The sequence below is a fragment of the Vagococcus salmoninarum genome (assembly GCF_003987495.1).
GTDB classification, from domain to species: domain Bacteria; phylum Bacillota; class Bacilli; order Lactobacillales; family Vagococcaceae; genus Vagococcus_D; species Vagococcus_D salmoninarum.
The window spans coordinates 102,237-116,742 of sequence record NZ_NGJU01000009.1; the positions used below are offsets into that span (position 1 = coordinate 102,237).

General features: G+C 36.2%; 15 protein-coding genes. 4 read left to right on the forward strand and 11 right to left on the reverse strand.

Features of this window, described 5'->3' with window-relative positions; translation table 11 throughout:
• Positions 1-2: 2 nt before the first annotated feature.
• From CBF35_RS07380 to CBF35_RS07390, 3 genes are all read right to left on the reverse strand, one after another.
• Complete coding sequence (locus CBF35_RS07380) at positions 3-413, reverse strand: hypothetical protein (RefSeq protein ID WP_126779644.1); 411 nt, start codon at positions 411-413, stop codon at positions 3-5.
• A gap of 435 nt (positions 414-848) precedes the next feature.
• The gene (locus tag CBF35_RS07385; protein ID WP_126779646.1) at positions 849-1,163 is read right to left on the reverse strand and encodes a hypothetical protein; all 315 of its coding nucleotides are present in this window, start codon (positions 1,161-1,163) and stop codon (positions 849-851) included.
• 415 nt (positions 1,164-1,578) lie between these two features.
• Positions 1,579-1,941 (reverse strand): hypothetical protein, encoded by a 363-nt coding sequence (locus tag CBF35_RS07390; RefSeq protein WP_126779648.1) that lies wholly within the window; start codon positions 1,939-1,941, stop codon positions 1,579-1,581.
• A 273-nt stretch (positions 1,942-2,214) separates the two neighbouring features.
• Between CBF35_RS07390 and CBF35_RS07395 the strand changes: the two genes are divergently transcribed.
• Positions 2,215-3,792: a hypothetical protein gene (locus tag CBF35_RS07395; protein ID WP_126779650.1), complete on the forward strand. Its 1,578-nt coding sequence runs from the start codon at positions 2,215-2,217 to the stop codon at positions 3,790-3,792.
• 61 nt (positions 3,793-3,853) lie between these two features.
• Here CBF35_RS07395 and CBF35_RS07400 read toward each other — a convergent pair whose 3' ends face one another.
• Positions 3,854-4,609, reverse strand: coding sequence for a hypothetical protein (locus CBF35_RS07400; RefSeq protein WP_126779652.1), 756 nt, complete (start codon positions 4,607-4,609; stop codon positions 3,854-3,856).
• 46 nt (positions 4,610-4,655) lie between these two features.
• Positions 4,656-5,135: a 23S rRNA (pseudouridine(1915)-N(3))-methyltransferase RlmH gene (rlmH, locus tag CBF35_RS07405; RefSeq protein ID WP_126779654.1), complete on the reverse strand. Its 480-nt coding sequence runs from the start codon at positions 5,133-5,135 to the stop codon at positions 4,656-4,658.
• Positions 5,136-5,542: 407 nt separating this feature from the next.
• Between rlmH and CBF35_RS07410 the strand changes: the two genes are divergently transcribed.
• Entirely contained in the window at positions 5,543-6,823 is a 1,281-nt protein-coding gene (locus CBF35_RS07410) for a S1C family serine protease (RefSeq protein ID WP_407290332.1), read from the forward strand.
• 55 nt (positions 6,824-6,878) lie between these two features.
• On the opposite strand, the gene CBF35_RS07415 is transcribed toward CBF35_RS07410, so the two are convergent.
• From CBF35_RS07415 to yycF, 5 genes are all read right to left on the reverse strand, one after another.
• Entirely contained in the window at positions 6,879-7,685 is an 807-nt protein-coding gene (locus CBF35_RS07415) for an MBL fold metallo-hydrolase (RefSeq protein WP_126779658.1), read from the reverse strand.
• A 74-nt stretch (positions 7,686-7,759) separates the two neighbouring features.
• Positions 7,760-8,572 (reverse strand): two-component system regulatory protein YycI, encoded by an 813-nt coding sequence (locus tag CBF35_RS07420; protein WP_126779660.1) that lies wholly within the window; start codon positions 8,570-8,572, stop codon positions 7,760-7,762.
• The gene (locus CBF35_RS07425) at positions 8,572-9,891 is read right to left on the reverse strand and encodes a YycH family regulatory protein (protein ID WP_126779662.1); all 1,320 of its coding nucleotides are present in this window, start codon (positions 9,889-9,891) and stop codon (positions 8,572-8,574) included. The genes CBF35_RS07420 and CBF35_RS07425 overlap by 1 nt, the downstream gene beginning before the upstream one ends.
• Positions 9,888-11,708: a cell wall metabolism sensor histidine kinase WalK gene (walK, locus tag CBF35_RS07430; RefSeq protein ID WP_126779664.1), complete on the reverse strand. Its 1,821-nt coding sequence runs from the start codon at positions 11,706-11,708 to the stop codon at positions 9,888-9,890. Before walK ends, CBF35_RS07425 begins: the two co-directional genes overlap by 4 nt.
• A 74-nt stretch (positions 11,709-11,782) precedes the next feature.
• On the reverse strand, positions 11,783-12,490 hold the full coding sequence (gene yycF, locus CBF35_RS07435; RefSeq protein ID WP_126779666.1) for a response regulator YycF: 708 nt from the start codon (positions 12,488-12,490) through the stop codon (positions 11,783-11,785).
• A gap of 198 nt (positions 12,491-12,688) precedes the next feature.
• Between yycF and CBF35_RS07440 the strand changes: the two genes are divergently transcribed.
• Positions 12,689-13,357 carry a hypothetical protein gene (locus tag CBF35_RS07440; protein ID WP_126779668.1) on the forward strand — a complete coding sequence of 223 codons (669 nt, stop codon included), beginning with the start codon at positions 12,689-12,691 and terminating at the stop codon, positions 13,355-13,357.
• 35 nt (positions 13,358-13,392) lie between these two features.
• Here CBF35_RS07440 and CBF35_RS07445 read toward each other — a convergent pair whose 3' ends face one another.
• Positions 13,393-13,908 carry a methylated-DNA--[protein]-cysteine S-methyltransferase gene (locus tag CBF35_RS07445; protein WP_126779671.1) on the reverse strand — a complete coding sequence of 172 codons (516 nt, stop codon included), beginning with the start codon at positions 13,906-13,908 and terminating at the stop codon, positions 13,393-13,395.
• A gap of 258 nt (positions 13,909-14,166) precedes the next feature.
• Here CBF35_RS07445 and CBF35_RS07450 point away from each other — a divergent pair.
• On the forward strand, positions 14,167-14,506 hold a 340-nt coding region (locus tag CBF35_RS07450; RefSeq protein WP_148112179.1), incomplete at its 3' end, for a transposase family protein.

Here is a 14,506-nt window from a genome sequence, read left to right on the forward strand (position 1 = left end):
TTCTATCTCCTTGCAAATCTTTTTTCATTTCTTTTATCTTTTTTGTACTGAAATTTCGCATACCTTGTAATTCTTTTATCAAAGATTCCTTCTCTTTCTAGTAATTTGATACTAGGTTCTATCAGATTAATAAAACTTTCTTTCAAATTATTAATTTTATCTTCATCATCTGTATTAGAATATATTTCTATTATACCTCCTTTTTCAAAGTGAAATTCCATAAGTTTACTAGGACATATTAAATTATTAAATACCTTTGAATAAATATTACTGACATTAAATTCTTTTACCTCAAATTCATCATTCTTTTCACTACGCTGCACTTTTAAAATATTGCACAAATTATTCATAATCATAAAAGAGCAGAACACAATGGGGGATGTTATAACAACTGATTTATCTAATTTTTCCAAACTTGCTAGCTTTTCATAGTCTTCAAATTCATCACAAAATATTTTAGACATTCTTAAATAAGTAAATGATCTTACTAAAATTTTATCGCTTTATCTATTAGGATTATTTGGTAGTCCATACATATGTTTTCCAATATACCTGTCCATAGATTTATTCAAATCTATGAGGGGTGCTTCTAGTCTTCTTTCCAAGTCATTGACTCATTTAAAGAATAATTTGATAGTTAGCTTGTATTATAATTGAATAATTTCTCTCTATCAATACAAAAATCCTTCATAATAAAAAAGGGTGGTTTAGCCGGTTAGGGCAGCATAAACAGAGTCTACTTAATACAGTAAAACTATCCCAATATTAGATTAAATAAAAACAATTATTAAGAAAAACTCCAAAAGATTTCACAACTTACTTTTTCACTCCTCACTCCCTAATACTTGTCATCCATCAATATAATTCCCATCTTCATCGTAATCCTCGTTGCCACTACCAACTCTAGAACTTTGTGTTATTTTTGATGGTCGTTCTCTTTGTTGTTCTTTTGCAATAGAATCAAATAGCTCATCTGCCTCTTTTCTATAGTTATCTGCAATTTTCAACAGAGCTTCATCTGATACGTTACTTTGGTTGAACTGATCTAGGTATGTCAAAAATGTATTTTCATAAGATAACTGTCTTTGTTCGTTTGCTTCATCCAACGCCTTTCTAACATTATCTAAATTTATTAAAGGGTTATGATTGTCCTGTATTGACATTATCTGTTCTTACGACAAACCATTCACTTGATTATACGCCTTTAACCAATCTGACAACTCAAACGCTGTTGCATAATCTTCACTTTTGCATGCTTTTTGATAATCTTTATACTTAGATTGTACTTCCTTAAAAGTAACCCACTCGTCACTGTCATTGTAAAAACCATCTTTATTTTCTTTTGTGTCTTTAGTTTCTGTTTTTACTTCATTAGTGACTTACTCTTGTTTTGGATTTTTATTACCACAAGCACCTAACACAGTAATCGTTAAAACAATTAAAGTGATATAACATATTTTTTTCATGATGATACTCCTATTCTTTTTAAAGTTTATTATTTAAACGAGTTAATATTTTTATCTTCAATAGCTTTTTTTACAGTTTCTTCATTCACATTCAAATTGAAGTAGCTAATAGCTAGATAAGTGTTGCTAGTAAGTACAACCAGCCACTTAAACCAAATCCTGAGTTAATAGATACCGCATAATAAGCCACTGCTGCATTCCCATCACCAATGTTGTTTCGTAAATTAAACTTCATAACCATCAAAATAGCTAACGAAATCATTGGTGCCACAAAACGAATTAGTTTTTGTTTTGAATTTAATTTTAATTTTTCAAAATGATGTCCAAATAATAGTAATAAAATCGCATAAAATGTACTCCCATTAAAGATTAAATGATATCCTGAGATACCGTAAGTATCTGTGTACTTACCAAATTTTTCACCATAGGTAAATAATTGCCTAACAAATAATGTTACTGAAATTTTTAATGACAAACTCTTTCCAATTAGTTTCTTTCATTTTTTTCTTTATCCTCCTTGATATGTTGGTTCTCTTACTTGTTTCCTCCTGTCATATATATTTTGGAACATACAAAAAGCCCAATGAAAAGCATTGTTATTGGACTCATTGTTATAATATATATTTGATTTTAAGTAATAATACATTACAATTCTATTTTTGCTTAATACACCATCAATTAAACAACAAATATGGTACTATTAATACAAGTTGTATACTAATATTTTTATATAATAGGGGGATTAACTTTGGTAAATAAAAGAGTTGTATATGGAAATAGATTAGAAAATAATACAAACAAAAAAAGAGAACGACGTATTGAACATAATAAAAGAAAAGATGCCTCCATAGAGAGAAAGGAACTAATTTTCAAAAAAGAACAGAGAATGAATGTAGGTCAACAAGCAGGCACTACATTTGGAAGTATCAGTTCAAGTGGTAATATGTACAATCACGATAAATATGCTACCCCTCGTGGTCACGGGTTCGCTGCAGAGGATGCTAATCATTTACATGATACTATTCATGGAAAAAAAGCAAGTTTGGTTGGTGCTGACAATGCAAAACATGGTGCTGATAGAATAGTTAATGGCACTGAAATTCAAACAAAATATTGCAAAACTGGTAGCAAATGTATTTCAGAGTGTTTTGAAAATGGACAACTTAAGTATTTAAATTCAGAAGGAACTCCAATGCAAATAGAAGTTCCTTCTGATAAATACGTTGATGCTGTAAAAGCCATGGAAAATAGAATTCGCAAAGGAGAAGTAAAAGGAGTAACTAATCCTGCAGAAGCAAAGAACATTGTTAGGCAAGGTAATTATACGTATGAACAAGTTAAAAATATTGCGAAATCTGGCAATATAGATTCAATAAAATTTGATGCAACTAATGGTGCGGTTATAGCTACTACAGCATTCGGAATATCTGCAACTATCAGTTTTGCTGTTTCAATTTGGAATGGTGAAGATGTAGATATCGCATTAAAAAGTGCCGCATTTTCAGGAATTAAAGTCGGTAGTGTTACATTTATATCAGCAGTAGTTTCATCACAACTTTCAAAAGCTGGCCTTAATAGCGCTTTAGTTGCAAGTAGCGAACAAATCGTTTCACTTATTGGGCCTAAAGCATCTGCAATTTTAGTTAATGCCTTAAGAAGCGGACAAAACATCTATGGAGCTGCTGCAATGAAAAGTGCCGCAAAGCTTCTTAGAGGAAATGTTATTACTGGTATCGTAACTGGGGTCGTTCTAGAAACTGTAGATATTGTTGATATCTTTCGAGGAAGAATCTCCGGAAAACAACTTTTTAAAAACTCCTTGGAAACAGCTAGTACTATAGCTGGTGGTAGTGCAGGTTGGGTTGCTGGAGCCACTGCTGGCGCAGCCTTAGGTACTCTTGTGCCAATTGTTGGTAACGCTGTAGGTGGCATTATTGGTGGTATTGTTGGTTCTGTAGATGGTGGAGTTATTTCTGCAAAGGCGACTAAAACAGTAACTGGTCTATTCCTTGAAGATGATGCTGAGGAAATGGTCAGAATTATTGAGAAAGAGTTTAGTATAATTGCAAATAACTATTTACTAAACCGCGAAGAAGTAGAAGAAGTAGCTATACAGATGCAAAGTGTACTAAAAGGAAAAACTTTAAAAGACATGTATAATTCCCCATCTAAGATTGATTTTGCAGATAACCTTATAATTCCTATTGTGGAAAATATAGTTACAGGTCGTAAAAAAATTATCTCTCCTTCAGTGGAAGATTTCTCAAAAGGAATTCAATTTTTACTAGAAGATAATTTGGAAGATCATTTCTTAGAAACTGTTTAGTTTAAATAATTCATAATAATAATTGGTTTGATCATAAAATTAACTTTATGATCAAATCAATTTAATTATAATCAGAAAGAATTTTCAGTAACTTCTCTTGTGCATCCCGATCTTCTGATACTTTAAAAGGTTTCTGTTCATCAGGCCAATAATCAAAGTTGCCTTCATCATCTGTCACGTAGAAACCATCACTGAACGCTACATTACTATTATATTCATATACAACTCCATTATCTGCTAATAAATATTTTACTATAGGTTTATCTGTATTTGCTACTTGGCTAAAACCTATAGCTAACCCAGGTGTGTTTTCACTATCATTAATCTCATCAGTTAATCCTGTCGTTCCAAATTCGGAATAATAAAATACAACTCCTCCCACAGCATGTACTAGATAGATACTATCATCAATACTAATACTTGGATCTTGTCGCTGAACTAAAATATGCTGACCTTCAGTAGTTTTGGCATACCAATCTCCCCGACCGCTTGCCCCATGAGTAAAATAAGCACCATTAACAGCCATACCACCTATTTCAGCTCTTTCACCTGCCCAATTAAGAAATTCATTAGTTATTGATCTTTGTTCTTCAAATGAATATCTTTTTTGAGCGATACTAGTTATAGAATTCTTATTTTTTGCTTCAACGGATGAGTCTAATACCATACTATTACTAGTAACTTCCGAAATAGATGAACTCGATTCGCTAGCAGTATCTAAATTTATGATATTTGGATCTTCTTTATTCCCACATCCTGTAGTAAGTACGAATAGTCCACTTAATAATAAACCAAGCTGCCTTTTCTTACTAAACAACTCTATCATTCCTCCAATCTGTACTATCAATTTTACAAAAACCTCATCACTTATGATACGCATGCCCATTCGTTATCCGAAAACACCGATAAACTTGTTCACTTAAAATCAAGCGCATCAGCTGATGGGGATAAGTCACTCGGCCAAAGGAGATGTGTTGATTGCTCCGATTAAGAACTGCTTGAGATAAACCTAAAGAGCCACCAATGACAAAAGTGATCGTGCTCTTCCCTTGGGTCGTCACTTGATCCATCGAGGCTGCGAAAGCTTCTGACGTATAATCTGTGCCATTAATGGCCAAGGCATAGACGTAGTCGCCTTCGCCGATTTTACTTAAGATTTTTTGACCTTCTTTTTCTTTAATCATTAACATCTCTGTCTCACTTAAGGTTTCTGGGGCTTTTTCGTCAGGAACTTCAATGATCTCAAATTTACAATATTTCGTTAGACGTTTCGCGTATTCGTCAATTCCTTGTTTCAAATATTTCTCTTTTAATTTACCAACAGCGACTATTTTCACTTTCATCTACTCAATCCTTTTCTCTTTTATACTCTCTTTAAATAGTAAGCTACTTAGATCAAAAAACCAAGGGAAAGTTATCCACACTTATCCACAGTTTTATCCACATATCAACAATTCATCTCTTAACTTTTGAGTGATTTAAGCCTATTCTGACAATCCTTCGAAAAAGTTATCCACTATCCACAGTTTCTGGGGATAACTACTGGGGATAACTTCGTTTTTTTAGTGACCATTTATTTAATTTCTTCTTACTTCTTCGATGATTGTTATCATTTTTCAAGAATTGACAGTGTTTTTATCCTATTTCTTTCATAGAATATTCAAAGTCTCAGATTAGACTAGAGGTATCAAGTAAATGTATACTACTTATAAAGAGATTGAAAAAGGAGGAAAGGTGCTCAGCACCGCATATTATGAGAAAAGATGTTACCCCATACACACCTAAGAAAAAAAGAGGTTCTTTTGCTGGCGGCTTACTTGGCGGGATTATTGGTGGCGCCCTGACTGTTGGCGTTGGTTTTCTATTACTTAAACCAGGTCTTTCCGCAGTAACCGACGAATTAACGACGAACCCAACGACACCAGACAATAAATCTGCCCAAATCAGTAATATTAAATACGATGTTGAATCAGATACTTCCAAAGCTGTGGAAAAAGTCCAAGACGCTGTCGTTTCTGTTGTCAACTTAAAGAAAAAACAACAAATCAGTGATTTTGGTAGTTTCTTTGGCCAAATGGAAGAGCCTCAAGAAAAAGCTGAACAAAGCAGCGACGAGGCCGACTTAGAGGCTAGCAGTGAAGGTAGTGGCGTCATCTATCGAAAAGATGGTGACAAAGCTTACGTGGTTACTAACAACCATGTTGTTGATGGTTCTGATGCCTTAGAAGTTTTATTAACAGATGGTTCAAAAATCAAAGCTAAATTAATTGGTAAAGATGCTTATTCTGACTTAGCTGTTTTAGAAATCGATGCTAGCAAAGTCAAAACAACAGCTGAATTCGGTGATTCTGATACTGTCAAAGTTGGCGAGCCAGCCATTGCCATTGGTTCACCTTTAGGTTCGATCTACGCTAATAGTGCCACTCAAGGGATTATTTCCGCTAAGGATCGTAAAATTACTAATAAAAACGAAAGTAATCAAGATGTGAATATCAATGCCTTACAAACCGATGCGGCGATCAACCCAGGTAACTCTGGTGGGCCACTAGTTAACGTAGCTGGCCAAGTTATCGGTATTAACTCAATTAAAATTACTCAAGCCGCTAGTGGCGTTTCCGCTGAAGGCATGGGCTTCTCGATTCCAAGTAATGATGTCGTAGCGATCATTAGCCAATTAGAAAAAGATGGCAAAGTCTCACGACCAATGCTTGGTGTGACGATGACCGACTTATCCACAATTAGTAGTGAACAACAAGAAAAGATTTTAAAAGTCCCAGCTGAAGTCACTGCCGGAGTCGTTATCCGTAGTATTCAACCAGCTTCCCCAGCTGAAAAAGCCGGTATTCAACAATACGATGTGATTGTTGGGATTGATGATGCTGAAATTACGAGTGGTACTGATTTACAGTCTGCTTTGTATAAGAAAAAAGTTGGCGATAAAATTAAAGTCAACTTGTATCGTGAAAAAGACAAGAAAACGATTGAAGTTGAATTAAGCCTCGATCAAGATGCCTTATCTAAAAGCGAATAAGCACAAAAAAAGAGCCTTAGGCTCTTTTTTTGTGCTTATAATACTAATTAAGCGATTAAATGGCAAACAAACTAGATGCTTGATCCGGGTCAGTATCGTAAACCATAAAGTCTTTACCTACACCTAAGCCATTTTCTCGCAAGACGTTTTCCATTGTCATATGAGCAAGTTCTTTAATATTGTTCTCACGACTTAAGTGACCAAGATAGATTCGTTTCGTCTTATTGCCAATTAAATCTGCCATCACCAGTGCGCCGTCTTCGTTTGAGAGGTGACCTTGATCTCCGAGAATCCGTTGTTTCAAACTCCAAGGATAATTTCCCATCCGTAACATGCTGAGATCGTGGTTACTTTCCATTAAGTAACCATCGGCATTTTTAATTGTGCCACGAATCCGGTCACTACAATAACCAGTGTCCGTTAAAATGGCAAAAGCTTTATTATTGCGGTGAAACTGATAAAATTGAGGATCAGCAGCATCATGGGAGACGCCAAAACTTTCAATATCCATATCACCGAATGTTAACGTCTTACCCATTTCAAAAATATGTTGATGCTCAGGACTAATTTTCCCAAGATTTTTAGCCATGGCTTGCCATGTTTTTTCGTTAGCATAAACATCGATGTTATGTTTTCTTGAAAGAACACCGACACCGTGAATATGGTCCGTGTGCTCATGTGTGACTAAAATGGCATCTAAATCGGCTGGGGTTCGCCCAACTTCTGCCATCAAACTTGTAATTTTTTTACCACTTAAACCGGCATCCACTAGAATTTTTTTCTTCTCTGACTCTATGTAAAGAGAGTTTCCAGTACTACCACTGGCTAAAATGCTGACTTTAAATGCTTCTTCACTTTTCACCCTTGGTTTCTCACTCCTTCTATGCTTATCAATCAATGATTGACTAAGTTCATGATTTGCTTCCTTAGTATACGCTATTTTTTCATTTCTGGCACACTTGATGAAATAATGGAATTCGTAAAGCCATTAATTCGTTCAACTAAGATATTTTTCTTATTGGTTTCAATCCAAACAAACCAGGCTGGAATATAGACATTTTTGCCTCTAACAGTGAAAATTCGTGAATAAGCCAGTTGGGTTTTAAGAATTTTTGACTCACTAGGTATCCGGTTGTTCAAGTAAAGATTTTCAATCGCTGCACTTTCACTAATGACTTCTTGTTTTTCCCGTAAGGGATCAATTTCCGTCAGATGACTTTGACTGTAGCCGATAACTAAACTTTCCGCTGGGCTCATTTCTTCAACTTCTAAAGATAACTCCGAGCTTTCATCATTAAAAGGCAGTCCTTCAAACTTTTGGGTAAAGACATACTTAGTACTATCCGGTAAACTTTCATTTAAGAAACCATAGTCTTTACTGTATAAAATAAAGTCATCTTTCGTTACTAAATTTAGCAGTTCTTGATTGGCTTCGGACTTAGTAAAGGGAACTTGTTCGCTACTAGTTAAGCGGCGATTTAAGCGCGTGTCTTGATTGCCAGCTAAATTCGTTGTACCAGGAAAACGGGTTCCTTGGGCACTTAAATAATAACCTTCTGAGACTTCTTGGGAAAAGCTATTATTAAAGGCAATCTTGTCGCCTTTCAACCGGGTTTCAATTTGCGCCAAGTTACCAGTTTCGGGAATCGGGGCTGTTTCAATCATGCCTTGGCGGTATGTCACTAGTAAAAAGATATTGAGGCTGAGGAAGGCACATAGGAAAATTAGTTCGATTCGTTTAAAATCCATTAATTTTCGCCCCCTTGTCTATTAGTCTCTGGTTGCAAATCTGTGATGGTCGTCCATTCCCCTTGGTACTTGATATACCACTCTGGAACTAAATCTACCACTTGTTTCGTTTCTTGGTTAGTTTCCCAAGTGTAGCCAATTTGTAACGACTCCATGTCTTCAAGGGAGACCCCTTGAGCTTTTAAATCAGCGATGACTTTTTCCGTACTTGGTAAAATCACTTCTTCATCAGAGGGAATTGGTACTTGAATCGTTTCTTGGTTAGTCGCAATTTGGACATTTTGATTTTGTTTCGTGACTTCCACTCGTCCCCGGCTATGGTCACTAAAAATCGGGTAACCTTCGACATAATTGCGATAGACGACTTGGTTTTTTGACCTTTCAAAATAACGTAAGGTTCCCATTGAGTTAGCAATTTTTTCAATATAATAAAAACTACCGTCATAAATAGTCGCCGTTTCTGTTCGGTCTGTGTCATGATTTTTCCTTGGGTTGTAGCGGCCATTAAAATTGATTTCCCCCGTATTGTAACTAACATTGAGACTACTGCCTTCAGCATTCATCAAGTTGATGTCACGACTTTCTTTGTTGTCATCATTCGGAAAAATCTCCTGACTATTATCAAAGAAGGCTTGAGAGAAAGCGGTATACGATTGGGTCGCTAAAATGTAACTGTATTTTTTTAATTTTAAATCTTCTTTAAAATGATAGAAAATTGGTAATTCGGTATCTTGATGTAAGACTTCTAAAAAGCGATTATTGTCATCTCTTAATAATTCTTTGATTGTGCTCAAACTACCTTTATAAGTTGTTTCGTAAATTTGATAGTCATTATCCGTCATTAGATAGAGCTTATTGTCATCAAATGATAAGACCATGCGCTCAAACAGCATGTCTTGATTTGGGCCTTTTTTTGGTTCACTGCCATTAATTTCATAAAAGTAATTTAAAGGGAGGGGATCAGAAAAAAATAATTCAAGGGAATTACGTTTAAGTTGCTTCTCAAAAAATTTATTTTTATCTTTGTCACTATACTGGCTAAGACTACCAATTTCCAGCTTGATTAGCTCTTTATTAACATTGACGATTAAATTTTCTTTATTCGTAAAGAGGTGCTTGCCTTCTTCATTATGATAGATTAATTTGACTGGTAAAAAAACGTCTTTGGCTTGCTTTAAGGTCACGGTACTTTCCGTGCCTTGATTCCCTTGACTGACGTCCTTACTGCCAGAATTAGTCCAAATTTTGGCTGATAAGTAGAGACTTAAGAGAATCATGCCTACGAGTAAGACACGGATTAATTTGTCGATAAATTTCATAGCCAATCATCCTCCTCAATAGGTTCGTAAGGCAACGATAAGTAAAAGGTCGAGCCTTTGCCTTCTTCACTTTCCGCCCAAATTGAGCCGCCGTGGTCTTGGATGACTTCACGAGAAATCGCCAAGCCTAAGCCAGAGCCGCCCATGGCTCGAGAACGGGCTTTATCCACTCGGAAGAAGCGATTGAAGACCCGTTTGACATCTTGTTGAGGAATTCCCATCCCTTGGTCGGAAATCGTAATAATCACATTGTTATGGGTTTCTAACAACGTACAAGTGATTTCGCCACCATCTGGGGAATATTTCAACGCATTGTTCATAATATTATCTAGGACTTGAATGATTTTATCTGGGTCCACTTCCGTCCAAATCGTGCGACGGGTAAACTCTTTTTTAATCGTGTAATTTTTATTTTCACTTTTAATCATCATTTCAAATCGTTCTAAGACAAAGTTAACCATCTCGTTTAAGTTAACAAGTTCTAACTGAATCGGACTTTTTTGGGAGTCAATTCGCGATAGATGGAGTAAATCATTAATCATACGAATCATTCGGTCAGTTTCTTCTAAAGTCACCCCTAAAAAACGAGGAGCGATTTCTGGATCTTGCCAGGCACCGTCTTGTAACGCTTCAATATAACTACGCATACTCGTTAAAGGTGTCCGCAGTTCATGAGAGACATTGGAAACGAACTCCCGCCGTTCTCGCTCATTTTTCTCTTGCTCGGTGACATCATGTAAAACACAGACTAGGCCACTAATAAAACCTGACTCCCGACGAATCATGGCAAAATCAGCTTTTAAGATTGATTGGTCTTCTTCCGACTTACTGACATCAAGTAACTGCTCATTTCGTTCTTCTAGTAGTTCTCGCAAAGTATAGTTTTCTTGGATATTTAATAATTCTAAAATCGACTTACCGATGGCTTCTTCGTTAGTGGTTTCTAACAGCAGTAAAGCCATCTCATTAACGATAACCACTTTTCCTCGCCGGTCAGTTGCGATGACACCATCAGTCATATGAGATAACACGCTGTCTAAACGATGGCGTTCAGCTTCTAAAGTATCTTGGGCTTCTTCAACTCGGTCAGAAAGTTCATTAAACGTTTCCGCAAGCTGACCTAACTCATCTTGGCCATGGACTTCAATTTCTCCTGAGTAGTCTCCTTGGGCAATTTTAACTGCTTGTTGTTGCATCTCACCAATTGGTTTCGTAATCGTTCGGGCAACTAGTAAGGCGACTGCTAAGGAAATCGAAATGGCAATCATTGAGGCCGAGAAAAAGATTAAGGCCGTCTCACTGATTTCAGTATATTTACTTTCAATGTCACTTTTCACATAAAGGGCGCCAATAACAGCGTCCCCTGCTGGTGATTTAATTTGTTGGACGTTAATATAAACTCTTTTTTGAGTTAAGTAATCTTTTTGTTCTCGTCTTTTTTCAGTAAAATCATTTAAGTCGGCAATGTCGTTTTTCTTACCGACATCCCCTTGTTTATTAGCATCTGAAGTCGCCCGGACAATCCCTTTATCATCAACGACTCGGACTTCAAAAACGTCTCGTTTCGAAAATTCATTGACCGTGCGCCGTAAGGTTAAATCCCCTTGTTCATCAACCGTCATTAATTCGCCACTTAAATTCGACGCCAATTGCTCGACTTGTGAATTCATCGTTTCTTCAAAGTTAGTAATATTGTTTTTTTCTAGTTCACGAATAAAAATAGCCCCGATGATCTCCACTGAAATTAATAGCAGTAGGACAAACACCATGGCAATTTTAAAGTGAACAGATTGAAAAAAACGAATTTTCTTCCTCATGTTCTAACCTCCTGATATAAACTAAAAAACAGCTTAGCTCAACTAACGTCAGCTAAGCTGTTTCAGATTTTGTTTTAATCTTGTTCTGGGTTTCTTAAATAATAACCAACACCACGACGAGTAACTAACCAGGCCGGATGACTTGGACTATCTTCAATTTTTTCCCGGAGACGACGAACGGTTACATCAACTGTTCGGACATCGCCAAAGTAATCGTAGCCCCAAACGGTTTGTAGCAAATGTTCTCTGGTCATGACTTGACCAAGATGTTTGCCTAAGTAATGGAGTAATTCAAATTCACGATGGGTTAATTCAATTTTTTCACCACGTTTAGACACAATGTAAGCGTCTGGATGGATTGTTAAGGCCCCAATTTCTAATTCATTAGATTCATCTTCTTCTTGGGCTTTGGCACTGACATTTCCTTGGCGTCTTAAGTTAGCTTTGACACGAGCAACGAGTTCTCTGTTTGAAAAAGGTTTAGTTACATAATCATCGGCACCTAATTCTAAGCCTAACACTTTATCGATTTCTGAGTCTTTAGCAGTCACCATAATAATTGGCATGTCGTAATTTTTACGAATTTCACGGCAAACTTCTAGACCGTCAATTTTAGGTAACATTAAATCTAGTAAAACTAAATCAGGTTCAACTTCTTTGACTTGGGCAATGGCTTCTTCCCCATCATAGGCTGTAAATACTTCATAGCCTTCTTTAGTTAAATTAAATTTGACGATATCTGATATCGGCTTTTCATCATCTACAACTAATATTTTTTTCATACTTATCTTTCCTCCTCTTGCTACTCTAAGTTTTTTCTTCACAAGGATGTCACTCTTTATTATACCTTACTTTGCCTTGAGATTAAACTCTAGACTCTTTTCTGACGAAACTCTTAGCTTTTTTCAGTAAAAAAGGTATCTTTTTCGAAAAAATAGCGTACCATTAAAGTAACTAATTATTTAAGGAGGTTTTTTTCTGTGTTCGAAAAACCAATAAATATCCTGGCATGGCTGCTAGCTCTATTTTTCTTAGTTATTCTAGGAGGGTTAGCTTATTATTTGACGACTCGTGTTAAGGAATTAGAAGCAGAAGTAATGGTTTTAAAAGCTGACCGCCGACGCCACTTAACGAAACAAACAGCCCACTTAAAACATCGCAAACTGGGAGATGATACTGAAATCCATTCCAGCAAAAGCGGTGCCCCTGACATTGACTGGCTTGAATCATTCGCTCATTTAACAGATCGCTTAAATAACCAATCAATGATTTTATTCACGGCTTCAAAAAATATTATCGATGCCCATTTAACGATAAAAAATAATTTAGCAACGACGGCGACCCATATCTTTAAAGGTGATAACATGGCAAGTTACCAAGAAACCGCTATCGGCCTTGAGGAGATTTTTTTAGACTTAAAGCGAACTTGTTCAACAGACCATCACTATCACCATCAGCTGCTACACATGCTAACTCAACTAGCTAGCTTAATCGATCGAGAGTACACTTCCCAATTAGAGTCAGACCTTAAGGCACATCAGACTTGTGTTACCGATTTTTCAACGTTAATGACGACTTTTTTAGCTGCTGCTAGTGAGATTCGTGAGCTTGAATGGTCGAAAATTAAAGCTCTTTCTCACTCAGTCTAAAGACCATTTTACTGAGTGAGAAAGAGCTTTTTTTATTAATAATCGAGTCCTTCAATCTTTAGTAAATACCGTTTTAAAGCTAAGCCTCCAGAAAAACCACCAATGGAACCGTCTTTGCGTAAAATTCGATGGCAGGGAATCACAATTGGGATTGGATTTTTACCAACAGCCGTGCCAACAGCCTGATTTGCTAATGGTCGCTGAATGTTTGCTGCTAAGGCGGAGTAACTACTAATTTCGCCGTAAGGGACTGCTACTACGGTTTGCCAAACGGCTCTCTGAAAGTCTGTGCCGAACCAACTAAGATCTAGTGGCTGTTCAAATTTTCGGCGCTTCCCTTGAAAGTATTCAACTAACTCCCTGCTATAAGGAGCAGTTACTTCAGGCTTTTGTAGAAATGTCACTACATGATTACGAGACCCAAGACTCTTTTGTAAGTGACTCAAATCGGTTTCTAATAAGCCAAGATACATTAAACCTTCTTGGCTCACGGCGACTAAAAAACTCCCGACAGGTTCAACTACATAATCATAATAAATAATATTAGTCATCTTATCCTCCTAGCCGCTTTTTTATCAGTTTACCAAGAGTCTCGTCATAAACCAACGATTAACTCCCCAAGTAACAACCGATCTTTTAATTAAGCATAAAATAGTGTTATCTATCAATGAGCAGCAGTAAAAGGCTGTATAATTTTTGGTGTGGATGAAGAAATTCATTCACACCTATTTTTATGCAAAAAAATAGAAACATATGAACTTTCCAGTTAGAATAAAGTTGCTAAGACCAATTCAGGGAGGAAGATTCATATGTTTCATAATGATTATATCCGATTATCACTAAATTTAAAAGACCCCAATATCACATTTGCTGAAAAAGCATGTGTTGAACAAAAAATAAAAGGGGTCACCGCGACTCTTTATTTTGCTACGCTGACTTATATACCCACTCATTGTAATTGTTGTGACCGAGAAAATACTGATTTTTTAATTGTTAAGAATGGCTTTCTAACTTCAAGGGTCAAATGGCTTCATCTGGCCAATCGGCCAGCTTATATCGAGTTAAAGAAACAACGGTTTCTTTGTCGTAAATGTAAAAGAACCTTTGTCGCCCAATCAGAAGAAGTTGCCCCTAGCTGTTTTATAGCTA